Source organism: Streptomyces bugieae (assembly GCF_036352915.1).
Classification (GTDB): Bacteria; Actinomycetota; Actinomycetes; order Streptomycetales; family Streptomycetaceae; genus Streptomyces; species Streptomyces endophytica.
Genome location: NZ_JAZBJP010000023.1, coordinates 57,735 through 81,109, shown reverse-complemented (window position 1 = coordinate 81,109; position 23,375 = coordinate 57,735). Strand labels below are relative to the sequence as shown.

Sequence of the window (23,375 nt, the reverse complement as noted above, 5' to 3'; positions counted from 1 at the left end):
CGGTGGCAGCGTTCTGAGCGCCTGGCCGCTTCAGTCGTCGGCGGATGCCGCCCTCGCGCTGCGGTGGTGCTTCGCTTCTGTGTCTGTGGATCGGTCGCCGCGGGTCTTGCCGACCCTTGATCGCGATGTTGACGGTTGTGGGACCCGGCTCAGGTGGGTCGCGGTGAGGAATGCGGTGCCCCGGCCGGGTGTGTTGCCTGCGTGGACGGTGCTGACGGGCGCGCCGGCGCTGGCGGCCGCACGCGCCCGGCATGCCTTCGAGCTGATCGAGGACGAGCTGTGAAGGTATGCCGTGAAGTGAGCAAATCGTGGAGGCTGCGTGAAATATGGCCAACCTGGTGTCCGCTTGTACACGCGTAGACCTCGCGTGACATCGAGGCCCCGGGGGTGCCCGCCTACCGTGTCGAGTCAGGCGCAAATGACTGAAAATTGAACTAATGACCGACGGGCGCACTACGGTTTGCGGCGGTTGCTGTTCCACCGAGAGGAAACCCCTCATGACCGCCGCCGACAGCGCACCGATCACGGCCCGCATCCTCACCGGCTACCGCCCGGAGGACGGCTTCGTGGCCGTAGAGCTGAACCCGCCCCCCGCCGAGTACGTCTGGCACGACGAAGACGCCGAGCAGCAAGCGGAGCGGTACGGCCCGGGAGTGGGCTACCACCAGTGGTTGGCCATCGACGCGCAGAGCGGTGCGGTCTGGTTCGGGGACGTCGACTGGCGGGCCTCGCGCGAGCACCTGGACAGTCAGCTCCCCGGTGTCCCGCGCAGCGCACTCGGTGACGGGACGCTGCCGACCCCCGGCGTTCTCGTGTACCTGCTGACCCACCTGGCGCACGACGAGCAGCGCGGCTACTCCTGGCGCTTCTTCACCGCCGAGGAACTGCATGCGCTCGCGCTGCGCACACTGCCCGCCGTACAGCGGCTCGTGGACTCGATACACCGCACGGGACCGGCCGGTGAACTGGAGTGGTCCGCCGAGGCCGCCACCGCCTGGGACGACATCGAGCAGGCCGCCACCTACACCTTCGCGCCCTCCGGAGCTGTCGTCTGGCCCAGGCTCCGGATGAGCCCGGTCCCCGCGTGGCGGGTCGAGGTCAGCGCGTTCCTCGCGAGCAACCCCGACCTGTGCGAGCCGTCCTGGGGAGTGGCCACCGACGCGGAACTGGAGGCTTACGCCGACTACCGGCCCGACTCGGGCTACGGCGGTGTCCCGGGGCGGATGTGCCGCGCCGCCGACCGGCAGATCGAGGACGGTTTCACCTTCTACGGCCACCGCGCCGCCCTGTACGCCTATCGCGCCCAGGCGTGCGGCGACCGTACTCCTACGGAGGCCCGCCTCTGGCTGGAGGCGACGGAGGCCGGCAGGGGCACCTGGGAGGCGGCCAAGCCGCCCGGAGCCACTCTCGCCGATGTGCCGGACTGCGTGCTGGCGGCCCTGGTCGAACGCTTCCAGAGCGCCGCGCACGAGGAGGGGTTGGTCCTGACGGGCCTGCCCGCCTATCTTCGGCAGTTGCGCGCCGACGAACGGGCCGCCGTCGACCGGCAGCTCGTCTACGAAGGCGAGGAGGTCGAACGTCTCGAAGGCGTGCTCAAGGACTTCCGCGCCGCGCGGAACCGCACCGTGACCCGGATCCTGGCGTGGGGAGACGGCCGTGACGACGCGGAGATAGCCCGCCTGGCCTCCATCTCCCATGACTACGTCCGTGACTGGCGGGCCCGCCTGACCACCGAACAGGCCACGGCGACGCCTTAGGCGTGTGGTCAGCGGCGGCGCGGGCCGCGCAAATGGCCCCGGCACGGACTCGGCGGTATCGATGTCCCCTGCTACGGCGCTGGCTCGCCTATGCAGGGCAGTGCCCCGGACGCGCCCATTGATCAAGCTACGTGCCCGAGTCGAGGAGATCGGCGGGCGACCGACACCCGTCGATCACGTTCTGCACCGGTCGCCCTCTGCTCGCAGCGCATGTGTGCCATATGTGTGCCGCGAGTGCGAGAGCCCTCCCGCCCGCTGGGCGAAAGGGCCCCTGACCAGGTGTTTCTCCGTGCCCCCGGCAGGATTCGAACCTGCGACACCCGCTTTAGGAGAGCGGTGCTCTATCCCCTGAGCTACGGAGGCGTGGATCACGGCGTGATCCGGCGACTAGCGTAGCGGATAAGGGATCCACGCTTGCAAGGTTTGCCTTTCGGCAGGTCAGCGCGGTTGGGGCGGGTCGTGGCAGGGGTGTTGCGGGGTGTGCGGGGGCGCCTGCCGGGGGTGGGTCAGCCGGCGATGTGCCAGCTGACCGTGCCGTCCGTGGTGACCAGGAGGGCGAGCAGGAGGAGGTCCGTGGCGCCGAGGGCGAGGCCCAGGAGGGCGCGGCCGCGGCGGGTGGTGCCGCGGGCCAGGGCGAGGCCGCCGAGGATCAGGGCACAGGGGCCGAGGACGAGGTTGAGGACCAGGGTGCCGAGCAGGCCGAGGATGAAGGAGGCCACGGCCATGCCGTCGGCGTGCGAGCGGGCGGCGCGGGTGGCGACGGCCGGCGCGGGGGCGGTCGTCCGCGGGGCTTGGCTGAGCGCGGTCATCGGGAGGTCACCTCGGTCTTGTGGCGGCGTTCGCGGAGGAAGAAGACGAGCAGCCAGCCGCTGATGACGGCGGCCGCGATGAGGGTGACGGGGACGGGGAGGTGTGCCGCGGTGCCCAGCATGATCCCCATCAGGAGGAGGGCTGCGACGAGGAAGAGCATGATCTGCCTTTTCCACTCGGAGGACACTTGTTCACTCAGTGCCTCCAGCATACGACTGTTCATGGGTGGAGAAGTTAAGAGAACGGTTGTTTACTGGATGACATGAGTCACACCCTTGGGGTCCGCCAGGCCCAGAAGCAGAAGACCCGTCAGGCACTGCTCGACGCGGCGCTCGGCCTGTTGGCGGAGCAGAGCCTGAGCAGCCTGGGGCTGCGGGAGGTGACGCGGGTGGTGGGGATCGCCCCGGCCGCGTTCTACCGGCACTTCAAGGACCTGGGGGAACTCGGCGTCGCACTGGTCGAGGAGGCGCTCGGCAGCCTGCACGTGATGGTGCGGGCGATCCTCGCCGAACAGGACGGCGCCGAGGAGCGGATAGACCGCACGGTCGCGGTCGTCGAGCGGCACGTACGGGCGTACCCGCTGCACATCCGGTTCATCGCCCGCGAGCGGCACGGCGGCGTACGGGCCGTACGGCAGGCCATCGCGGACGAGCTCGACCGGTTCGCGGAGGAGGTCGCGGCGGCGCTCAAGTCCCAGCCGGTGTCGGAGGGATGGCGCGATGACGACGTCCGGATGCTGGCCGAGCTGTACGTGGACCGGCTGGTCACGACGGCCGCCGCGCTGCTCGACGCCGACGAGGACGGCGCGCCCGGGGCCGCCGACCAGGTGGTGCGTACGGCGCGCCGCCAGCTGCGGCTGATCAGCATCGGGCGGCAGCACTGGCGGGAGGAGGGGGATCTTTCCTGAGGGCCGGCCGGTGGGGCTGCCGGGTCAGGCGCGGGCCGGGGTGACGCGGACGCGGTAGGTGCCGTCCTGGTTTTCCGTGAGGACGGTGACCGAGGCCCCGGTGGCCTGGTCGGTGTAGCTCTCGCCGGGGAGGAAGGTCGCATCGGTCAGTTCCGGGTCGACGTACGGGTTGTCCCGGTAGCAGCCGCCGCTGTGCGGGGTGGCGTCCACGATCCGGAGCGGGCCGCGGCCCGAGGGCACGTCGGTGGCGACGCGGTAGAGCAGGACGCCCGGCCGGCAGACCGCGGGTTCGAGCAGGCCGCGGCTGCGGGCCTCGACCACCAGGGCGCTGTGCGGCGAGGTCGGGATGACGACGATCTTGGTGCCGCCCGGTGTGGAGACCGGGGTGAGGGTGTGTTCGCCGGGCGTCCCGTGCGGCGGCGCGCAGTGCACCTGTTGGGGCGACAGCCAGCCGAGCTTCCACTTGTGCCAGCCGACGAAGTCGTTGTTCGGCCCCCAGTCCTCGTCCATCGGGTCCCAGTGGCCCACCGGTGGCGGCTCCTGGCGGTCGTCGGTGTAGTAGAGGTCCGGCAGGCCGAAGCTGTGCGCGTTCTCGTGGTTGAGGACCCGGAAGGCGCTCAGACCCGACTGCCGGCTCCAGATGAAGGACGCGTTCCGGAACGGCACCCCGTCGGCCGTCTTCAGCCCCATGTCGCCCCCGCTGAAGGTGACCGACAGGACCGTACGGGTGGCCGGCGGTCCCGCGTTGGGCGCCGCGATGATGTTGATGACGTCGTAGTCACGGAAGTTGACGATCGGGTCGACGGCGCGCACGACCTCCTGCGCCAGCGCGTGGTAGCCGCCGTCCGAGGCGGGGTCGAAGTTGGTGCCGCGCTGGATGCCGTACGCCGCCAGCGGCCGGGACATCCGGATCCACCGGAACAGCGGCATCGGCAGATAGGTCAGCCTGCCGTACGAGCTGGTGCGGAAGAAGTCCGTGGTGGCCGGGAAGAACTCGGCGAAGCGGGCGCTGGCCGGCATCGTGGCGCGGGCGTCCGGGAAGTCGATGAAGAGCGTCAGGGCCCGTACGACGCCGGACGAGCGGGCGAAACCGGCGGGGGTGTCGGCCGATTCGGCGACGTCGCTGGTGATGCCGTGCAGCGCGCAGGGGCCGCTGGGCGGGGCGCCGGGCCCGGGAGGTATGGCCACGGCGTTGGGGGGTGAACCCAGCGCTATGGCCGCCGCCGCGGTGGCCGCACCGGCGGCCAGCACCGCGGATACCTTGAGCTTCATAACGATCACCTTGGGGCGCCGGATGATCGCTCGCGCGCGGAGTTACATCAATCGGAGGCACGGGGCCACCCGGGGCCACCCGGGGTCCATCAGGGGAGCGCGCGGGGGCGGAACGCCGGGCGCCGCGGTCGTGTGCTTCAGGTCACGTGCCGACGCGAAATATCCGGGGAGCGGTTCCCCGTTTAACCAGTCGTTCGGCCGAAGCGGGGAGCGTTTCCCCGGTTGCTGCCGCCGGAAGTCGCCGGAGCCGCCGGAGTCGCCGGAATGTCGAAAGGGGTGAGTCGGATGGCCGTAGGTGCCGGCACCACGAGTGCCGAGAAGGTGAAGGGCGGTGCGTCGTCACCCCGCCTGCGGGCCGACGCGCTGCGCAACCGGGAGCGGATCATCGCGGCCGCCCGCGAGACGATGGTCGAGTTCGGCGCCGAGGTCCCCTTCGATGAAATCGCTCGACGTGCGGGGGTCGGCAATGCGACGCTTTATCGTCACTTTGCGGATCGCCTGGAGTTGATCCACCACGTCACGCTTTCCGTCATGTCCCGTACCGCGGACCAGGCGGAATCCGTCCTTGCCGAGGAGCCCGATGCCTTCCGAGCGCTGAGGCGCTTCGTCCACGCCGCGGTGGAGGAGAAGATCGGGGCCCTGTGCCCGCTGCTCTCCGACGGCGTGGACCGTGACCACCCCGATCTGCTCGCCGCGCGCGATCGCCTGGAGGCGGCCGTCGAGGCCCTCATGGGCGCGGCGCGCGACAGCGGTCAGCTGCGCACCGACATCGCCGTCGGTGACCTGATGGTCGCGATCACCCAGCTCACCCGGCCCCTGCCGGGCAGCGGTTGTGTCGACTTCGACAAGTTCGTCCACCGGCACCTGCAGCTGTTCCTGGACGGCCTGCAGGCGCCCGCCCGCTCCGAACTCCCCGGCTGTGCCGCCACGTTGGAGGACCTCAGGCGCCGGAAGCCCTGACGCGCCACACCTCCTCGCACCGCCCGCTACGCCCTCTCCGCCCGCCCCTCTTCCGTTTCACCGTCCCGTCCTGTCCCGCCCCGCCCGTCCCGTTCTTCGCTCTTGTTCACTCACACCCCACTAGGTGGATCCCGCCATGCCTGAAACCGTCCCGACCGTCGATCCCCGGCGCTGGAAAGCGCTGATATTCATCGCCCTCGCCCAGCTGATGGTCGTCCTCGACGCGACCATCGTGAACATCGCGCTGCCCTCCGCCCAGAAGGACCTCGGCATCACCGACGCCAACCGGCAGTGGGTGATCACCGCCTACGCGCTGGCCTTCGGCGGGCTGCTGCTGTTCGGCGGGCGGGTCGCCGACCTGTGGGGCCGGAAGCGGACCTTCATCACCGGGCTGGCCGGATTCGCGCTCGCCTCCGCGCTCGGCGGGGCCGCGGCCAACGAGGGCGTGCTGCTCGGCGCGCGGGCGCTGCAGGGGTTCTTCGGCGCGCTGCTGGCGCCGTCCGCCCTCTCCCTCCTCGCCGTGACCTTCACCGAGGCCCGGGAGCGCGCCAAGGCGTTCGGCATCTTCGGCGCGATCGCCGGTGGTGGTGGCGCCGTCGGTCTGATCCTCGGCGGCGTGCTCACCGAGTACATGAACTGGCGCTGGACCTTCTTCGTGAACATCCCGTTCGCCGTGGTTGCCGCGACCGGTGCCTACCTGGTCATCCGGGAGCCCGCGGGCAGCCGCAACCCCTCCCGGCTGGACATCCCGGGCGTCGTCCTGGCCACGCTCGGTCTGGTCTCGCTGGTCTACGGGTTCACCCGCGCCGAGTCCGACGGCTGGCTGGCCGGCCCGACGCTCGGACTGTTCGCCGCGGCCGCCGTGCTGCTGCTGGCCTTCGTCCTGGTCGAGTCCAAGGTGAAGGCCCCGCTGCTGCCGCTGCGGGTGGTCGCCGACCGGAACCGCGCCGGCGTCTACGCGTCGCTCGGCCTGGCCGTGATCGGCATGTTCGGTCTCTTCCTCTTCCTGACCTACTACCTGCAGATCGTGAAGCACTACACGCCGGTCGAGACCGGTCTGGCCTTCCTCCCGATGGTCGCGGGCATGATCACCGGCTCGACGCAGATCGGCGCCCGGCTGATGACCCGGATCCGGCCGCGGCTGCTGATGGCCCCGGGCTTCGTGGTGGCCGCGACCGGCATGCTGGTGCTGACCCAGATCGACCTGGACACGTCCTACCCGGCGCTGATCCTGCCCGGCTTCCTGCTGATGGGCCTCGGCATGGGTACGGCGTTCATGCCCGCGATGTCGCTGGCGACCCACGGGGTCCAGCCGCGCGACGCCGGTGTCGCCTCCGCGATGGTCAACACCTCGCAGCAGGTGGGCGGCGCGATCGGAACGGCCCTGCTGAACACGATCGCGGCGAGCGCCACCACGGCGTACGCCACCTCGCACGCGGCCGGTGCCCGCTCCCGCGACCTGCTCAAGCTCCAGTCGATGGTGCACGGCTACTCCACCGCGATCTGGTGGGCGGTCGGCATCCTGCTGCTGGCCGGGGCGATCGCCTTCACCCTCATCAACACGGGGCGTCCGGGTGCCGGTTCGCCGGCGGCCTCCTCGGCGGACGGCGAGCGCGCGGCCGAGGGTGCGGACGAGGTCCCGGTCCCGGTGATGGCCCACTGAGGCGCTCCGCGCCGACTCTTACCGGACTCCTACCTCGCTCCTACGGGTGACTCGCCTCGACGGGGTCCTCACCCGCCCCGTACGGGGGCGGGCGGAGCTTCCGGAGGCTTCCGAGGGCGCCGGCTTTCCCCGGCTTCGCTGAACGGTCAGCGGAGCCAGGGGAGGTCGGCGCCTTGGGGTTGCAGCCCTTCGGTCATCACCTGACAGATTTCGGCCAGCTGGCCGACCTGCTCCGGCGACAGGCGGTCGAAGATCGCGGCGCGGACGGCCGCGACGTGCCCCGGGGCGGCCTTCTCCAGCACCCGCATGCCCTCGTCCGTGAGGTACGCGTTCTGGCCACGCTTGTCGGACGCGCAGTTCTCGCGCCGTACCCAGCCGTTCTTCTCCAGGCGGGCGATCGCGTGCGAGAGCCGGGAGCGGGTGATCTTGGCGTTCTGGGCCAGCTCGGTCATCCGCAACCGGCGCCGCGGTGCCCGGGAGAGCTGCACGAGCAGCCCGTAGTAGACATGCGGCATCCCGGCGTCACGCTGCAGCTGACGGTCGAGGTGGTCCTCCAGGAGCGTGGTGGCGTGGAGGTAGCACTGCCAGGCGTATTGCTCCTCGTCACTGAGCCAGCGTGGCTCGACTGCGGCTTCGTTGCTCATGCCATCCACTCTCTCACCGCTCGGAGAGTTATTTAAGTTTTAACAACGCCGGGGTTAGACTGTGCTCCGACGCTTGAAGTTTCAAGTAAATGGTCCTGCGGTGGCCGGATGCCTCTGCATCACCGACTACCGCCAGTGTGACGCCGTGGAGATGTGATGTCCGTAATGCCGGCCCTCTACCTCAGTCATGGCGCGCCCCCGCTCGCCGACGACCCGATCTGGCCCGGCCAACTGGCCGCCTGGTCCGCACAGCTGCCGCGCCCGAAGGCGGTGCTGATCATCTCCGCGCACTGGGAGGCGGCCCCGATCGCCCTCGGCGCCACCGAGACCGTGCCGCTCGTCTACGACTTCTGGGGATTTCCGCGCCACTACTACGAGGTCCGATACCCCGCGCCCGGTGCGCCGGAGCTGGCCGAGCGCATACGGAAGACGCTGCGCACCGCGGACACCCCGGTGGTGGACATCCCCGACCGGGGCCTCGACCACGGCGCGTACGTCCCGCTCGTCGAGATGTACCCGGACGCCGACGTTCCGGTCCTCCAGCTCTCGCTGCCCACACTCGACCCGCGCCTCCTGTACGAGACCGGCCGCCGGCTCGCCCCCCTGCGCGACGAGGGCGTACTGATCGTCGGCAGCGGGTTCTTCACGCACAACCTGGCGGCGCTGCGGCAGTCCCGCAACGGCCCGCCCGCCTGGTCGGTGGAGTTCGACGACTGGGGGCGGCAGGCCCTGGAGGCCCAGGACCTCGACGCCCTCTTCGACTTCCTCCACAAGGCGCCGGCCGGGCGGCTGGCGCATCCCCGCACCGAGCACTTCGCGCCGCTGTTCGTGACCCTGGGGGCCGCGGACGCCCGGGGGCAGCTGGACAGCGGGCGGAGTGTGATCGACGGCTTCTTCATGGGGCTGGCCAAGAGGTCGCTGCAATACGGCTGACGGCGTACGGCCGGACGGACCGCTCGGGGGTGTTCCTGCACGGCGGCCCGGGGCGAACAGGCGCCGGTCAGTCGTCCACGTCGATCAGCGCCACGGCGTTCAGGGCCGCCGACAGGGCACGGGTGTCGCCGTCCTCGGAGGCCGCGGCCACGTCCAGCGCGGTGTCGGCGAACTTGATCGCGTGCTCGTTCCCGTTGGCGACCGCCCGCGCGAAGACCTCCTCCGGGGTGAGGGAACCGGCCTCCGGGGCCCGGCGCGGGGTGTCCGCGGCGTAGATGGCGGTGATCGCCGAGGTTGCCGCCCAGGCCACCGTGAAGGACGGCGCCCACAGGTCCTGGGGGAGCGCGGGCAGGATGCGCAGGACCGCGTTCGGCGCGGTGGCGGCGTGCACCAGCATGATGCCGTTCCCGTGGCCGTAGTCGCCGTAGTTGAGGGTGGCGGCCCGGACGAGCGCGGTCAGGCCCTCCCGTACGGCCTCCGGGTCCTCGGGGACGTGCAGCGACTCGGTCGTCGTCAACCACCCCTCGGTTCCGGGGAGTTGCGCATACCCCTGGACCGGCGCCACACGCTGGTCGGCGATACGGGGCACGGCCGCCAGCGCCTCGGCCGGGGTGGCGCGACCCGTGGGGCGCACGGCGGTGGGGAGCAGCAGGTGCCGGGCGGCCCAGTAGCCGAGGGCGTGCGCGAACTCCGCCAGGCGCGGGGCGTTCTCGCCGTCCGCCAGGAGGCTGCGGACGGCGTGGCCCAGGCGGATGACCGGGTGGGTGGCGGCGCCCGCGATACCGGGGAGCAGCCGCGGCCACCACTCGGCGAGGACGTCCCGCCAGGGCCGTTCGGCGACCCGCTCGGTGAAGTACGCGGTCCAGTCGGTGACCCGGTCGGTCTCACCGAGCGCCTGCTGCCAGTCGGCGTCGGTGATCGGCGACTTGGCGACCGGTACGTCCTCCAGCTTGTGCTCGTAGGTGTCGAGCCAGCGGTGGACGGTGCGGGCCTGGCCGTTGCGGACCAGCGCCTCGATGGCCATCGGGCCGTGGTTGCTCAGGAACCCCTTGAATTCGGGGCCGGCTGCGTGCAGGCGCTGTAACGCCTCGTCGAGTGTGCCGCTCGTCGTTTCCATGGAGCGAGGCTAGGTCGGCCGCGGGCGGGAACGTAACGGGCTTTCGGCTTACGGCGCTGGTCGTAAGGCCGTACGGAAATCCCGACAGGGGGTGTCCGGTATCGGGCGGAGAGTGGCGTCATGAGCAACGGCATGAGGGGCGCCATGAGTGACGGCATGGCGGGTCGAAGTGACGACGCGGCGATCGACGGGGCCGCCTGGTCGGTGGTCGAGGAGGCGGCGCCCGAGCTGGCCGGCCGGGTGCGGGCGCGCTTCGCGGCGTACCGGCACCACGTGCTGGCCACGCTCCGGCGGGACGGCGCGCCGCGACTCAGCGGCCTGGAGGCGGACTTCCGGCGCGGGGAGCTGTGGCTGGGGATGATGAACGGCTCGCGCAAGGTCCTGGACCTGCGGCGCGATGCCCGCTTCTCGCTCCATGCCAATCCGGGGGAGCGCGCCGAGGTGCCGGAGCTGGGGGACGTACGGGTGTCCGGGCGGGCGGTGGAAGTGACCGACCCCGAGCTGCTCGCGCGCTATGCGGCGCAGGTGCGCCCGCCCGAGCCGTTCCAGCTGTTCCGGGCGGAGGTGACGGAGGTGGTGCGTACGTACATCGAGAGCCCGTATGTGGTGGTGGAGACCTGGTCGCCGGGGCGGCCGGTGCGCACGATACGGCGGACGTCGAAGGATGCGACGCCGAAGGTGGGGTGAGGGGACTCCTGGCCCGGCTGGCCGGGGGCCGGTCTCTGACCTTCAGCGGGCGTCGGGGTTGGCGTCGGCGTTGGCGTTGACGTTGCGGGCGCGGGTGCGGGCGCCGTCCGCTTCGAGGTGCCAGCTGATGACCCGGCGCGGGTGGACGCGGATCACGTCGTTGCTGAAGAAGTCGGGCGCCATGGGAGGCGCGTCGAGGGTCAGCACCTCGGCACGGCCACGGATCTCGACGCCGCGGCCCCAGCCGGGCGCGATCGGGTCGTCGGCCGGTGCCATGTCGTCGATCAGCAGCGAGACCTCGGGCCGGGCCTCGGCGTTGCGGTACTTCTGGCTGCGGCGGAGGGCCGGTCCGCCGATGTCGAGGGTGTCGTCGTCGTTGAGGACGAAGCCGACCGGGCGCACCTGGGGCCCGCCGTCCGGCCCGACGGTCGCCAGGCGGGCCAGTGGCTGACCCGCGAGGTACTCCCGTTCGACGGCGGTGAGGACCTGGGCGTGCTGAGCAGGAGGTGGAGTGGTCATGCCGACGACGCCAGGACCTCCATTGCGCTTGAGGTCAAGGCCGCCGGCGCCCGGAATCAGTGGGTGGCGGCGGGCAGGCGGCGGCGCCCGGTGCCGTGCTCCTGGTGCGGACGGTGCCGGCCGTGCGGTTCGTGGGCGCTGTGGGTGCGGAAGAGGTACAGAACGGAGAGGAACATGATCCCGCCCATGACGAACCCGAAGATGCAGGACTTCAGGATCGACTCGCCGCCAGGCTGTAGACCCAGCCGATCGACAGCCCGAAGAGTGCGCCGTAGGAGAGCGCCCGGGTTTCGGTGAGCATCGACGACTGGTGGCGTGCCACCAGCAGCCCGAGGACGCCGCTGACCACGGCCGCGGCCACGCCGTACAGCAGGGCCGGTCCGCCCTTCGTGCCGGCGGTGTGGGTGCGGAAGATCGTGAACAGACCGAAGGCGAGCGCCGCGATGAGCGGCCAGGCGACGGTGGCCGGGACGCGCTCGGCCATGGCCGCCAGGCGTGAGGTCGTCCCCGATCTGCCGGAGGCCCGTTCCGCGGAGCCGGGGCGGGGGCCGGCGGTGGCTCCGTGTTCGCCCTCGACCGTGCCGTGTGAGCGGGCGGCCCTCGCGCCGTGCCGGCGAGCGTGCTGGTCCATGGCGGGCTCCTCTCGATCGCCCCGCCGGTCCCGGGCCCGCGTTCACCGGGCGCAGGACCGTATGCCTGCGTGCCCGGGCGTCTTCGTGCCTGCCGGGCACGCCTCCTGTCCAGGCGACACCCGGGGGGCCGCCGCGTCAACCGGAGCGGCGGAAGGGCCTGACCAGGTCCTCAGCCGAGGTCCTTCTGGTACCAGGCCACGTCCCAGTAGCGGCCGAACTTGCGGCCCACCTCCGTGTACGTGCCGATGTGCCGGAAGCCGAAGCGGGTGTGCAGCCGGGTGGACGCCTCGTTCGGCTGGGTGATGCCCGCGTAGGCGCGGTGCACGTCCTCTTCGGCCAGCGCCTCGAACAGGGCCTCGTAGAGGAGCGTGCCGACGCCACGGCCCGCGGCCTGTGGGGCGCAGTAGACGGTGACCTCGACGGACGGGTCGTAGGCCGCCTTGGGGCGGAAGGCGCTGCTGGTCGCGTAGCCGAGCAGCGGAGCCACCTGCTCCTTCAGCGGCCCGTTGGGCGTGTGGTGTGTCCGGTCTGCGGGTAGCTGCGCAACCAGAAGGCGGTGGGGGCCGTCTTGAGGGTGGGAGAGCAGCCAGGGGCGGCGCTCCTCAGGGGTGAAGGGCTCCAGGTCGAAGGTGATCGGAGTCTCACGGATGTAGTGGTTGTAAAGATCCGTAAGGGCCGGAAGGTCCGCCTCGACGCCCGCTCTGACCTGCACTTCCCCTTGCCCGAACGGCATACGGCCTCCCTCGATGAGGGGGCAGGGTACTGCATGATCAGAAAAATAGCCGCGCCGGGTGGGAATTCTGTCCGGATTCCAGCCGTTGTTTCCTTCGGACGGGTCACTCGGCAAGCATCGCAGTCGATGCCCTACCGGTATCGGCGCACGTCAGCCGGTGCGACGCGCCACGTCGCACGGCAAACGTCGCAGTACATCGGTGCACCAACCGGCCCGCCCCACCGTCCCGCGACCGACTCATCGCAAAGGGAGCACACGCATGGCAACCCGTGCCGTCGCCCGACGTCAGGAAAGCAGCAGCGCTTCTGACGGGGCCCACAGCGTTCGCGCCGTAGGCGGGGAGATCGCCGACCGCGACCTGGTCGGCATGTACCTCGACGAGATCGCGCGTACGCCCCTGCTCGACGCCGCCAAGGAGGTCGAGCTGTCCCAGACCATCGAGGCAGGTGTCTACGCCCAGCAGATCCTGGACGGTGAGGTCACCGACGGCAATGCCGCAGGTGCCGGCCGCGAGGAGCTGGAGGCGCTGGCCGCGGAGGCCGCCAAGGCCAAGGACGTCTTCATCCGCTCCAACCTGCGGCTGGTCGTCGCGGTGGCGCGCCGCTATCCGCGCGCCGGACTCCCCCTGCTCGACCTGATCCAGGAGGGCAACGCCGGCCTGGTGCGGGCCGTGGAGAAGTTCGACTACGCCAAGGGCTTCAAGTTCTCGACGTACGCCACGTGGTGGATCCGTCAGGCGATCACCCGCTCCATCGCCGACCAGTCGCGCACGATCCGGCTGCCCGTGCACCTCGTCGAGGAGCTGGGCCGGATCCGCCGGGTGCAGCGCGAGTTCAACCGCGAGAACGGCCGCGACCCGGAGCCCGAGGAGGTCGCCGGCGAGCTGGGCACCACGCCCGCCCGCGTCACCGACGTACTGGACTGGGCGCGCGACCCGGTCAGCCTCAACATGTCGGTGGACGACGACGGCGACACCCAGTTCGGCGACCTGCTGGAGGACACCTCCGCGGCCTCGCCCGAGCAGTCGGTCCTCACGCTGCTGCGCAGCGAGGAGCTGGAGGACCTCATCGACCGCCTCGACCACCGCACCGCCTCGATCATCAAGGCGCGCTACGGCATCGAGGACGGCCGCGAGCGCACGCTGACCGAGGTCGGCAAGCAGCACGGCCTCACCCGCGAGCGGATCCGGCAGATCGAGAAGCACGCGCTGCTGGAGCTGAAGCGGATGGCGCACGACACGGGGTTCGACGCGGCCGCGTAACCCCGCCGCCCCCTCCCCGGCAAGCAGGACGAGCCCCGGCGCCCTTCGCGGCGCCGGGGCCCTTTTGTGTCGTCCGAGTCGCCCACGGTGCCGCCCGCTCGCCCGGCGGGGGCGCGGGCGCGGACTCCGTCCCTCCCGCTGCCCCGAGCCCACTGATGTCTGTTTGGGTCCGATCGACGCCCGAGTCTGTTTACTTCACTGACATGCAGGCGTAGCATCGCAGTGAAACCACAGGTTCGGGCAGGGAAACGGACACAAACGCGATGTACGCACCGGAACGTCAGCAGGAGATTCTGCGACTGGCCCGTGAGTGCGGGCGGGTCGACGTGCTCTCCCTCGCCGAGGAGTTCCAGGTCACCGCCGAGACCGTTCGGCGCGACCTCAAGGCCCTGGACCGGGCCGGTCTGGTGCGCAGGGTGCACGGCGGTGCCATCCCGGCCGGCCGGCTGGACTTCGAGCCGGACCTCGCCGAGCGGGACGCCGTCGCCGCCGACGAGAAGCTGCGCATCGCCCGCGCGGCGCTCGCCGAGCTCCCGGGCAGCGAGAACGGCGAGCAGGGCGCCGGGTCTCCCGGCGGCCGCGGTTTCGGCAGCGTGATCCTGGACGCCGGTACGACGTCCGCCCGGCTCGCCGCCGAGATCCCGCTGGAGGCCGAGCTGACCGTGGTCACCCACGGCCTGCCGGTGGCCGCGCGGCTGGCCGACCACCCCGGGCTGACCCTGCACCTCGTAGGCGGCCGGATCCGGCACCGCACCCGGGCCGCGGTCGACGACTGGGCGCTGCGCGCCTACCGCGAGATCAACGCCGACGTGCTGTTCCTGGCGACCAACGGCTTCTCCCTGGAGGGCGGGCTGACCACCCCCGACCTCGCGGAGGCCGCGGTCAAGCGGGCGCTGATCCGCGCCGCCCGCCGGGTCGTCCTGCTCGCCGACTCCGGCAAGTTCGAGCAGCGGCACTTCGCCCGCTTCGGCGACCTCTCGGACGTGGACCTGCTCATCACCGACACCGGGCTGAGCCCCGACGACGCCCTCGCCATCGAGCGCGCGGGCACGGAAGTAGTACGCGCATGACCCCCTCCGAGAAGCCCATGATTCTCACCGTCACGCCCAACCCCAGCCTGGACCGCACGTACGAGATCCCGGCGCTGGACCGCGGGGCCGTGCTCCGGGCCACCGCGGACCGGATCGACCCCGGCGGCAAGGGCGTCAACGTCTCCCGGGCGCTCGCCGCCGCCGGACACCGCACCCTCGCCGTACTGCCGCTGGGCGGCCCCGCGGGCGCGGCGCTGGCCGGGCTGCTGAACGCGGAGGGGATCGAGGTGGCGGGCGTACCGGTGGCCGGCCAGACCCGCTCCAACATCTCGGTCGCCGAGCCCGACGGCACCCTCACCAAGATCAACGCGACCGGTCCGGAGCTGTCCGCCGAGGAGTCGGAGGCGCTGCTCGCGACGGTCGGCGAGCGGTCGGCGGGCGCCGGCTGGATCGCCTGCTGCGGCAGCCTGCCGCGCGGCCTGGCGCCCGAGTGGTACGCGGAGCTGGTCGCCCGGGCGCACGGTGCCGGGGCCCGGATCGCCCTGGACACGTCCGGCCCGTCGCTGACCGCCGCCCTGCGCGAACGGCCGGACGTCGTCAAGCCGAACGCCGAGGAGCTGGCGCAGGCCGTCGGCCGCCCGCTCACGACCGTGGGCGAGGCGGTCAAGGCCGCCGAGGAGCTGCGGGCGCGCGGTGCGCGGGCCGTCCTCGCCTCCCTGGGGGCGGACGGCCAGCTGCTGGTCGACGGGGACGGCACCCACTTCGGCAGCGCACCGGTCGCCGCCGTCCGCAGCAACGTGGGGGCCGGCGACGCGTCGCTGGCCGGATTCCTCGCGGCCGGCGGTACGGGGACGGCCGCGCTGGCCGCCGCGGTGGCGCACGGCGCGGCCGCCGTCCAACTGCCCGGCAGTCAGATGCCGACGCCGCGGGACCTGGCTCCGGCGGCGGTCCTGACCACCGATGACGTGCCGTACGACCGGCCGCTGACGGAGCCGGTGTCATGACCGGGCGGGCGGGCGGCATGCGGCGCCGGGTGAGCGAGCGGCGGACGCGGGTGAGCGTTCGCCGGGCCCGGGCGGGCGGCATGCGGCGCCGGGCGGGGGTCATCAAGAGCCGGGGGAGCAGGGCGGTGGCAGATGCGGAGTGTGTGCTGCCGTCCGCCGACGTGTTGTTCGCGAGGGTCGGTCGCCCGGCAGGCGTTCGGGCCGGTACTGAAGGGAGCCCGTGATGAGCGAGCTGATCACCGCGGACCTGGTCGATCTCGACCTGTCCGCAGACACCAAGGACGCCGCCGCGCGGTCGCTGGCCGAGCGGATGGTCGCGTCCGGTCGCGTCACCGACCTGGAGGGCTTCCTCGCGGACGTGGCCGCGCGTGAGGCCCAGATGCCGACCGGGCTGGACGGCGGGATCGGGATCCCGCACTGCCGCAGCGCGCACGTCACCGAACCGACGCTGGCCTTCGGGCGCAGTGCCGCCGGGATCGACTTCGGGGCGCCGGACGGCCCGGCCGACCTGATCTTCCTGATCGCGGCCCCGGCGGGCGGCGACGCGGACCACCTGTCGATCCTCTCCAGCCTCGCCCGCCAGCTGATGGACGAGTCCTTCACCGGAGCCCTGCGCTCCGCCACCGGACCGGGCCGCGCGGCGGCGCTGATACGGGGCGAGGCGCCGGAGGAGGCGGAGGAGCCCACCGCGGCGGAGGAGCCCACCGCCGCCCCGGAGCCGACCGAGGCGGAGGAGCCGACGGCCGCAGCCGCCCCGGAGCCGGAGCCCACCCCGGAACCGGAACCGGAGACCGCCTCGGCCCCCACTCCCGCCCCCACCCCCGCCCCCTTCCGTATCGTCGCCATCACCTCCTGTCCCACCGGCATCGCGCACACCTACATGGCCGCCGAGTCGCTGGAGAAGGCCGGACGGGCCGCCGGCGTCGAGGTGTTCGTCGAGACGCAGGGCTCGGCCGGGTTCAAGCGGCTCGATCCGCAGCTCGTGGCCGACGCGGACGGCGTGATCTTCGCCCATGACGTCGAGGTGCGGGACAAGGAACGGTTCGCCGGCAAGCCGACCGTCGACGTCGGGGTGAAGGCGGGCATCAACCGCTCCGCCGAACTCATCGCGGAGGTACGGGAGAAGGCCGCCCGGGGCGAGACCGGTGCGGCCGGCGCGGCCGCGCGCCCCGCCGTGCCCATGGACCGGGGTGCCGACGCCGCCGACGGCTACGCCACCCGCCTGCGCAAGTGGCTGATGACCGGCGTCAGTTACATGGTTCCGTTCGTCGCCGCCGGCGGTCTGCTCATCGCGCTCGCCTTCGCGATCGGCGGCTACACGATCAACAAGGCGCCGTCCGTCGCCGACCACTTCCTGTGGACCGAGTCCACCAGCTGGGCGGCCCTGCTGTTCCAGATAGGCAGCGTCGCCTTCGGCTTCCTCGTCCCCGTCCTGGCCGGCTTCATCGCGTACGGCATGGCCGACCGGCCCGGGCTCGTCCCCGGCTTCGTCGGCGGGGCCATCGCGCTCACCATCAACGCGGGCTTCCTCGGCGGTCTGATCGCCGGTCTCCTCGCGGGCGGGGTGGTGATGACGATCCAGCGCCTGAACGTCCCGGCACCGTTGCGCGGCATCATGCCGGTCGTCGTGATCCCACTCGTGTCCTCCGCGCTCGTCGGCTTCCTGATGTTCCTGGTGGTCGGCAAGCCGATCGCCGCGCTGCAGAAGGGGCTGACCGACTGGCTGTCCGGGCTCACCGGCGCCAACGCGATCATCCTCGGCGCGCTGCTCGGCCTCATGATGTGCTTCGACCTCGGCGGTCCGCTGAACAAGGTCGCCTACGCCTTCGCGGTCGGCGGCCTGGCCAATCCCAACGAGGGCAGCCTGAAGGTGATGGCCGCGGTGATGGCCGCCGGTATGGTCCCCCCGCTGGCGATGGCACTGGCGACGACCGTCCGCGGGCGGCTCTTCACCAAGACCGAGCGGGAGAACGGCAAGGCGGCCTGGGTGCTCGGGGCGTCCTTCATCACCGAGGGCGCGATCCCGTTCGCGGCCGCCGATCCGCTGCGCGTCATCCCCTCCGCGATGGTCGGCGGCGCGGTCACCGGCGCCCTGTCGATGGCCTTCGGCTGCACCCTGCGCGCCCCGCACGGCGGCGTCTTCGTCGTCCCGCTGATCGGCCAGCCCCTGCTCTACCTGCTCGCCATCGCCGCCGGTACGTGCGTCAGCACCGCCCTGGTCCTCCTCCTCAAGGCCCTCCGCAGGCCCACCCCCACCCCGGCCGAGACCCCGTCCGACCACCCCGTCGTCCCGGCCGCCGCCTGACCCTCCACCCCACCGGGGCCCGGGACCGCCACCACAGGCGGCCCGGGCCCCGGCCTCGTGGCGGCGGCTCTGCGTTCCGCGCCGCACTCACCTGGGAGTAAGCCGGCCACCTCAAGGTGAGTACGCACTAAAAAGTGGGTACTTGTCGCTGCTTTCGCCCGGGCCAAGACTGAGCGGGAGATCGCAAGATCGAAAGCGCGAGAGATCGCGAGTCACCAGGTGGAGGGGGAGTTCTGTCGTGTCGGTGGAGAAGACTGGTGTTGCGGTGCTGGGGCTGGGCAGCATGGGGAGTGCGCTGGCCGGGGCGTTGTTGGCGGGCGGGCATGCGGTGCGGGTGTGGAACCGCACGCCGGGGAAGGCCGGGGAGCTCGTGGCGCGGGGGGCCCGGGAGGCCGGGTCGGTGGCCGAGGCGGTGGACGGCAGTGACGTCGTGATCGTCTGCATCCTGGACTACGGCGATGTCGGGCCGCTGCTGGAGCAGGCCGGCGGGCCGGCGGGGTTGCAGGGGCGGGTGGTGGTCAATGTGACCAACGGGTCGCCCGAGGAGGCCCGGGAGATGGCGAAGCGGGTGGCCGCGCTCGGTGGCGCATACCTCGACGGCGGCATCATGGCCGTGCCGGAGATCCTGGCGACGCCGCAGGCGTTCGTGCTGTACAGCGGGTCCCGGACGGCCTTCGAGACGTACCGGGGGCTGCTGGACTCCTTCGCGCGGAGCGTCTACCTGGGCGAGGACCCCGGGCTCGCACCGCTCAACGATCTTGCGCTGCTGAGCGGGATGTACGGGATGTTCGGCGGCTTCGCGCACGCCGCGGCGCTGATCCGCTCGGCGGGCGGGCCGGTCGCCGGGTTCACGAGCACGCTGCTGGTGCCCTGGATCCAGGCGATGGCCGGCGCTTTGCCCGCGATGGCGGAGCAGGTCGATTCCGGCGACTACTCGGTCACCGGGTCGCCCCTGGCCATGCAGGTCTCGCACGACGCCATCGGCGACGTCTCGCGGGCGCAGGGGGTGAGCCCGGAGCTGTGGGCGCCGGTACTGGCGCTGATGGAGCGGCGGGTGGCGGACGGGCACGGGAGCGAGGGGTTCGCGGGGGTCGTGGAGTTGCTGAAGGGTTAGGGCTCCGCGGCACCTGTCACGTACCGCAGACGACGGTGGCCGGTCCCTTTCGGGGCCGGCCACCGCTCTACTCGTCCGGGACGCGGGTCAGGACGCGCTGCCCGCCTTCCAGTCGGACCAGGACAGGTTCCAGCCGTTGAGGCCGTTGTCCGGCTGGACCATCCGGTCGTGGGAGTTCTTCACGATGACCACGTCGCCGACCAGCGACTCGTTGAAGAACCACTTGCCGGGGGTGTCGCCCCCGCCGCCCTTGTTGTCGCGCAGGCCGACGCAGCCGTGGCTGGTGCCGGAGTTGCCGAAGACGGAGGAGGGGCCCCAGTAGTTGCCGTGGATGAAGGTGCCGGACGACGACAGCCGCATGGCGTGCGGGACGTCCTTGATGTCGTACTCACCGCCGAAGCCGACCGTCGAGCCGTCCATCCGGGTCTGCTCGAACTTCTCCGAGATCACCATCTGGCCGTTGTAGGTGGGGTGCTCGGGGCTGCCGCCGGAGATCGGGACCCTCTTGAGGACCTTGCCGTCCCGCTTGACCGTCATGGTCTGGGTGTTCATGTCGACCGTGGAGACCTGCGAGCGCCCGATCGTGAAGGACACCGTCTTGGACTGCACGCCGGTGATGCCGTTGCCGCCCTTCACGCCGTCCAGGTCGATCTTCATGGTGATCTTGGAGCCGGCCTTCCAGTAGTCCTCCGGCCGGAAGTCCAGGCGCTGGGCCCCGAACCAGTGGCCGACGACCTCCTGGCCGCTGCTGGACGTCACCTTGATGTGGGACTGGACGTCCTTCTTGTTGGTGATCACCTTGTCGAAGTTGAAGGACACCGGCATGCCGACGCCGACGGTCTTGCCGTTGTCGGGGGTGTAGGTGCCGATGAAGCTGTTGGCCGACGAGACCGTCGTGAAGGTGGCGTTCTCGGTGGCCGAACGGCCCTTGGCGTCCTTCGCGTTCGCCACGATCTTGTACTTGGTGCCGCGCTCCAGCTGGGCGCCCGGCTTCCAGGACGTGCCGTCGGGCGATATGGCGCCCGCCACCGTGGCGCCCGTGTCGGCGGCGGTGAGCTTGACGTCGGTCAACTTGCCACCGGTGACCTTCACACCGGTGTCGTTGATGCTGGCGTCGGTGGCGCCGTCCTTCGAGGAGACGGTGATCTTGGCGTCCGAGGCGTCCTTCTTGGCCGCGGCGTCCGCGCCCGCCTGGCCGTTCTTCCCGTCGTCGTTGCCGCCGGCCTCGGCGTCGCCGCCACAGGCCGACAGGGCCAGCGCACCCGCTGCGAGCAGGGCGGTCACCGCGAGCGTGCGCCGCATCCGGCGGGTGCGGCGCGGGGCGCCGGTCACCTGCTGCTCGGCTGACGGGAACAGCTGGTGCGGGGTGCGGGACCGATCGGGCGCGGGGGTGTCCGGCGATGTCACGAGCTGCTCCATACAGGGGTGTTGTGTATTTCCGTGCTGGTAAACAGCACCTACGGGCAGATTTGGTTGCGGGTCAGGCCATGTTGTGACGAACGTCACATTTCGGGAGGGAGAGGGTGGTCGGCCGGTCCCGACAGCCAGGTTCGCAGCGCGGTGCCGTGTTCGTCCAGGCGGGGTGGTGCCGTCGGTGGCGTCACCGGCGTGTCCGAGAGCCGGAGCGGGCTGGTGACTTGGGGGATCCGGCCCTCGCCGACGGGGGTGACCGGGCCGAGCCCGAGCCGCCCGGCCAACTGAAGGGCCTGCGAGAGGGTGTTGACCGGGCCGCAGGGGACGGAGGCGGCGAGCAGGCGGGAGGTCCAGTTCTCCGGGGTGTCGGAGGCCAGTCGTTCCTCCAGCGCTTTGATGAGATCTGTACGGTTCTGCACCCGGTCCTGGTTGCGGGCGAAGCGGGGGTCGTCGGCCAGTTCCGGGGCGCCCAGTGCCGTGGCCAGGGCCCGGAATTGGCGGTCGTTGCCCGCCGCCACCGCCAGCGGCCGCCCGTCCCGGCAGGCCAGCGTCTCGTACGGGGCGATGCTCGGGTGGCGGTTGCCCATCGGGCCCGGGTCGCGGCCGGTGGCCAGGTGGCCGGACGCCTGGTTGACCAGCGAACCCAGCAGGGACGACAGCAGATTGACCTCCACCAGCTGGCCCCGGCCGGTGCGGTCGCGGTGGCGCAGTGCGGCGAGGATGCCGGTCGTGGCGTCCTTGGCGGTCAGCACGTCCACCAGCGCGACCCCCGCCTTCAGGGCCGGGCCGCCGGGCTCGCCGGTGATGCTCATCAGCCCGCCGACGGCCTGCACGACGAAGTCGTAGCCGGGCAGTGAGGCCCCCGCGCCGGAGCCGAAGCCGGTGATGGTGCAGTGCACCAGGCGCGGGTTGGCGGCGCGGGTGGCGGTGTGGTCCAGGCCGAACCTGGTGAGCGCGCCGGGGCGGAAGTTCTCGATCAGTACGTCGGCCCGCCGCGCCAGTTCGCGGGCCGCGGCCGCGTCGGCCGGGTCGCCGAGGTCCAGGGCGAGCCCCCGCTTGGAGCGGTTGGCGGCGTCGAAGTACGCGGCCGTGCCGTCCGGGCCGAACGGCGGACCCCAGGCGCGGGTGTCGTCACCGGTGTCCGGCCGCTCCACCTTGATCACCTCGGCGCCGAGGTCGGCGAGCGTCGCGGCGGCCAGCGGGCCGGCCAGCACCCGGCTGAAGTCCGCGACGAGGATGCCGTCGAGGGCGCGGGCGGGCGGGGACGCGGGCGGTCGGGGCGGCTGCGGCACGGCGGTGCTCCTCACGTCGCGGGCGATGTGCCGCCATCGTGGGCGGCCCGCCGCGCCGCGGGGAAGCGTCCGGGGTGTCCAAGGACACGGTCCCGACTCTGACGGGTCGGCCTCTTCGGTACGTATGGACAGTCGCGGGGATCTGGAGCGGCGCCAGAAATGTGGCGAAATGTCATAGGAGATGCGTCACTTCGGGACTTAAGTCCCAAGATCCTCTGTTGTAACCGTGGATGCGTAGTGTCTACTGGCTCTAGCCCAGAGCCTCATACGTCCTGGAGGACCGCATGCTCCCCTCCGTATCGATTCTGCAGCAGATCGGCCTCGGCGTGCTCCTCGCGGTGGCCGTGCTCTGGGTCGTCGGCATCGTCAGACTGCTGCGGAACGGCCGGTACGAGGCGGCCATGCGGCGCGACCGGCGCGAGATGCGGATGCGGTACGCGGCGCCCGGCCCGGAGCGGCTCCCCGAACCGCCGGAGCTGCTCGGCTCGGTGCCCCGGCAGACCGGCCCGGCCGGGCCGCCGGCGGAGTGCGTGGAGCTGAGCGCCGCCGAGCGCGAGGCGTTCGAGGAGCTCGTCCGGCAGCTGACCAGCCGCAGCTGACCGGTGCCACGGGGGCCGGACCCGGACCGGCCGGCCCCGTGGGCGGGCGAGGGAGCGCCGGCCCGGTTCAGCGGACCGGGCCGAGCCTGAGCAGGGCCAGCGCGGCCAGCATCTGCACGGTCACCGACAGCGCCGACTTCCCCGTCGGCAGGTGGTGCTGGCCGCGTATCAGCAGCACCGCGAGGACGTAGCCGAAGCCCCAGGTCGTCCAGGTCGCGGCCTGGACGAAGGTGGCGTCGGTCGGCAGCCAGGCGACGATCGCCAGCCGCGGCAGGTCCGTCACCCAGAAGAGCACGATGAACAGGCTCGCGGTCGGCGCGAACCGGCCGCTGCCGCCGAGCGTGCGGGCTATCGCATGGGTCACCGCGCCCAGCGCCAGGCTCGCCGCCAGCACCCCGGCCTCGGCCAGCCCGACGAGCTGCAGCGCGGCCGAGCGGTCGGCCGCCCACTGGCCGTGGAACGCGTCCACCGACAGCACCCCGATGCCGCCGCTGATCAGCGACAGCAGCACCGCCGCGCTCCACGCGCTGCGGTCCCGCGCTTCGTCCAGGACCTCCACCGGCCGGTACCAGAGCCCGAATATCAGCCGGTGCCACCACAGTCGGCGGCGTGGCGCGGGCGCTGCGGGCTTCTCGGGAGCCGGCTGGACGAGCGTGGGCGGTGGGTGTTGGGGAGGACGGGAGGGGGGTGGTGCGGACATAGGGCCGTTTCTACCACCGGCC

At 71.8% G+C, this 23,375-nt stretch carries 24 protein-coding genes and 1 tRNA gene; 12 read left to right on the top strand and 13 right to left on the bottom strand.

The features are described 5' to 3' along the window. Positions 1 to 497: 497 nt before the first annotated feature. Positions 498 to 1,757: a hypothetical protein gene (locus V2J85_RS28010; RefSeq protein ID WP_261950899.1), complete on the top strand. Its 1,260-nt coding sequence runs from the start codon at positions 498 to 500 to the stop codon at positions 1,755 to 1,757. A gap of 290 nt (positions 1,758 to 2,047) precedes the next feature. On the opposite strand, the gene V2J85_RS28005 is transcribed toward V2J85_RS28010, so the two are convergent. The 3 genes from V2J85_RS28005 to V2J85_RS27995 all read right to left on the bottom strand — a co-directional run bounded on the left by V2J85_RS28005 (position 2,048) and on the right by V2J85_RS27995 (position 2,790). Further along, positions 2,048 to 2,120, bottom strand: a tRNA-Arg gene (locus V2J85_RS28005). A gap of 143 nt (positions 2,121 to 2,263) precedes the next feature. After that, positions 2,264 to 2,566 (bottom strand): hypothetical protein, encoded by a 303-nt coding sequence (locus V2J85_RS28000; RefSeq protein WP_261950900.1) that lies wholly within the window; start codon positions 2,564 to 2,566, stop codon positions 2,264 to 2,266. After that, positions 2,563 to 2,790 carry a hypothetical protein gene (locus tag V2J85_RS27995; RefSeq protein ID WP_261957572.1) on the bottom strand — a complete coding sequence of 76 codons (228 nt, stop codon included), beginning with the start codon at positions 2,788 to 2,790 and terminating at the stop codon, positions 2,563 to 2,565. The genes V2J85_RS28000 and V2J85_RS27995 overlap by 4 nt, the downstream gene beginning before the upstream one ends. 39 nt (positions 2,791 to 2,829) lie before the next feature. On the opposite strand from V2J85_RS27995, the gene V2J85_RS27990 reads away from it, so the two are divergent. Next, positions 2,830 to 3,474, top strand: coding sequence for a TetR family transcriptional regulator (locus V2J85_RS27990; protein WP_261950901.1), 645 nt, complete (start codon positions 2,830 to 2,832; stop codon positions 3,472 to 3,474). A 24-nt stretch (positions 3,475 to 3,498) separates the two neighbouring features. Here the strand turns inward: V2J85_RS27990 and V2J85_RS27985 are convergent, their stop codons facing one another. Further along, positions 3,499 to 4,746: a M6 family metalloprotease domain-containing protein gene (locus V2J85_RS27985; RefSeq protein WP_261950902.1), complete on the bottom strand. Its 1,248-nt coding sequence runs from the start codon at positions 4,744 to 4,746 to the stop codon at positions 3,499 to 3,501. 285 nt (positions 4,747 to 5,031) lie between these two features. Here V2J85_RS27985 and V2J85_RS27980 point away from each other — a divergent pair, with 285 nt between their 5' ends. Beyond that, complete coding sequence (locus V2J85_RS27980; RefSeq protein WP_261950903.1) at positions 5,032 to 5,706, top strand: TetR/AcrR family transcriptional regulator; 675 nt, start codon at positions 5,032 to 5,034, stop codon at positions 5,704 to 5,706. A gap of 136 nt (positions 5,707 to 5,842) precedes the next feature. Continuing rightward, on the top strand, positions 5,843 to 7,369 hold the full coding sequence (locus tag V2J85_RS27975) for an MFS transporter (protein ID WP_330823096.1): 1,527 nt from the start codon (positions 5,843 to 5,845) through the stop codon (positions 7,367 to 7,369). A gap of 146 nt (positions 7,370 to 7,515) precedes the next feature. On the opposite strand, the gene V2J85_RS27970 is transcribed toward V2J85_RS27975, so the two are convergent. After that, entirely contained in the window at positions 7,516 to 8,013 is a 498-nt protein-coding gene (locus tag V2J85_RS27970) for a MarR family winged helix-turn-helix transcriptional regulator (RefSeq protein WP_261950905.1), read from the bottom strand. A gap of 156 nt (positions 8,014 to 8,169) precedes the next feature. Between V2J85_RS27970 and V2J85_RS27965 the strand changes: the two genes are divergently transcribed. Then, positions 8,170 to 8,946 (top strand): dioxygenase family protein, encoded by a 777-nt coding sequence (locus V2J85_RS27965; protein ID WP_261950906.1) that lies wholly within the window; start codon positions 8,170 to 8,172, stop codon positions 8,944 to 8,946. 67 nt (positions 8,947 to 9,013) lie between these two features. On the opposite strand, the gene V2J85_RS27960 is transcribed toward V2J85_RS27965, so the two are convergent. After that, positions 9,014 to 10,063, bottom strand: coding sequence for a questin oxidase family protein (locus V2J85_RS27960; protein ID WP_261950907.1), 1,050 nt, complete (start codon positions 10,061 to 10,063; stop codon positions 9,014 to 9,016). 156 nt (positions 10,064 to 10,219) lie between these two features. Between V2J85_RS27960 and V2J85_RS27955 the strand changes: the two genes are divergently transcribed. After that, positions 10,220 to 10,750, top strand: coding sequence for a pyridoxamine 5'-phosphate oxidase family protein (locus V2J85_RS27955; RefSeq protein ID WP_330823121.1), 531 nt, complete (start codon positions 10,220 to 10,222; stop codon positions 10,748 to 10,750). A 42-nt stretch (positions 10,751 to 10,792) separates the two neighbouring features. On the opposite strand, the gene V2J85_RS27950 is transcribed toward V2J85_RS27955, so the two are convergent. The 4 genes from V2J85_RS27950 to V2J85_RS27935 form a co-directional block, all read right to left on the bottom strand. Then, the gene (locus V2J85_RS27950; protein ID WP_330823095.1) at positions 10,793 to 11,269 is read right to left on the bottom strand and encodes a PPOX class F420-dependent oxidoreductase; all 477 of its coding nucleotides are present in this window, start codon (positions 11,267 to 11,269) and stop codon (positions 10,793 to 10,795) included. A 56-nt stretch (positions 11,270 to 11,325) separates the two neighbouring features. Beyond that, positions 11,326 to 11,457 carry a hypothetical protein gene (locus tag V2J85_RS27945; RefSeq protein ID WP_330823094.1) on the bottom strand — a complete coding sequence of 44 codons (132 nt, stop codon included), beginning with the start codon at positions 11,455 to 11,457 and terminating at the stop codon, positions 11,326 to 11,328. A gap of 23 nt (positions 11,458 to 11,480) precedes the next feature. Continuing rightward, a complete protein-coding gene (locus V2J85_RS27940) occupies positions 11,481 to 11,900 on the bottom strand; it encodes a hypothetical protein (protein ID WP_330823093.1) in 420 nt (139 codons plus the stop codon). Between the two features lie 170 nt (positions 11,901 to 12,070). Beyond that, positions 12,071 to 12,634: a GNAT family N-acetyltransferase gene (locus tag V2J85_RS27935; protein ID WP_261950911.1), complete on the bottom strand. Its 564-nt coding sequence runs from the start codon at positions 12,632 to 12,634 to the stop codon at positions 12,071 to 12,073. Between the two features lie 259 nt (positions 12,635 to 12,893). Here V2J85_RS27935 and V2J85_RS27930 point away from each other — a divergent pair, with 259 nt between their 5' ends. The 5 genes from V2J85_RS27930 (at position 12,894) to V2J85_RS27910 (ending at position 19,349) form a co-directional block, all read left to right on the top strand. Beyond that, complete coding sequence (locus V2J85_RS27930) at positions 12,894 to 13,895, top strand: sigma-70 family RNA polymerase sigma factor (RefSeq protein ID WP_261950912.1); 1,002 nt, start codon at positions 12,894 to 12,896, stop codon at positions 13,893 to 13,895. Positions 13,896 to 14,158: 263 nt separating this feature from the next. Further along, positions 14,159 to 14,965: a DeoR/GlpR family DNA-binding transcription regulator gene (locus tag V2J85_RS27925; protein ID WP_261950913.1), complete on the top strand. Its 807-nt coding sequence runs from the start codon at positions 14,159 to 14,161 to the stop codon at positions 14,963 to 14,965. Positions 14,966 to 14,982: 17 nt separating this feature from the next. After that, complete coding sequence (pfkB, locus tag V2J85_RS27920) at positions 14,983 to 15,930, top strand: 1-phosphofructokinase (protein ID WP_261957087.1); 948 nt, start codon at positions 14,983 to 14,985, stop codon at positions 15,928 to 15,930. A 223-nt stretch (positions 15,931 to 16,153) separates the two neighbouring features. Next, entirely contained in the window at positions 16,154 to 18,235 is a 2,082-nt protein-coding gene (locus tag V2J85_RS27915; RefSeq protein ID WP_330823092.1) for a PTS fructose transporter subunit IIABC, read from the top strand. 238 nt (positions 18,236 to 18,473) lie between these two features. Continuing rightward, positions 18,474 to 19,349, top strand: coding sequence for an NAD(P)-dependent oxidoreductase (locus V2J85_RS27910; protein WP_410011130.1), 876 nt, complete (start codon positions 18,474 to 18,476; stop codon positions 19,347 to 19,349). 87 nt (positions 19,350 to 19,436) lie between these two features. Here V2J85_RS27910 and V2J85_RS27905 read toward each other — a convergent pair whose 3' ends face one another. After that, complete coding sequence (locus V2J85_RS27905; RefSeq protein WP_261950916.1) at positions 19,437 to 20,768, bottom strand: L,D-transpeptidase; 1,332 nt, start codon at positions 20,766 to 20,768, stop codon at positions 19,437 to 19,439. 83 nt (positions 20,769 to 20,851) lie between these two features. Further along, positions 20,852 to 22,054, bottom strand: coding sequence for a CaiB/BaiF CoA transferase family protein (locus tag V2J85_RS27900; protein ID WP_330823091.1), 1,203 nt, complete (start codon positions 22,052 to 22,054; stop codon positions 20,852 to 20,854). Between the two features lie 284 nt (positions 22,055 to 22,338). On the opposite strand from V2J85_RS27900, the gene V2J85_RS27895 reads away from it, so the two are divergent. After that, positions 22,339 to 22,653 carry a hypothetical protein gene (locus tag V2J85_RS27895; RefSeq protein WP_261950918.1) on the top strand — a complete coding sequence of 105 codons (315 nt, stop codon included), beginning with the start codon at positions 22,339 to 22,341 and terminating at the stop codon, positions 22,651 to 22,653. 67 nt (positions 22,654 to 22,720) lie between these two features. Here V2J85_RS27895 and V2J85_RS27890 read toward each other — a convergent pair whose 3' ends face one another. Beyond that, positions 22,721 to 23,353, bottom strand: coding sequence for a YIP1 family protein (locus V2J85_RS27890; protein ID WP_261950919.1), 633 nt, complete (start codon positions 23,351 to 23,353; stop codon positions 22,721 to 22,723). Between the last annotated feature and the right edge of the window lie 22 nt (positions 23,354 to 23,375).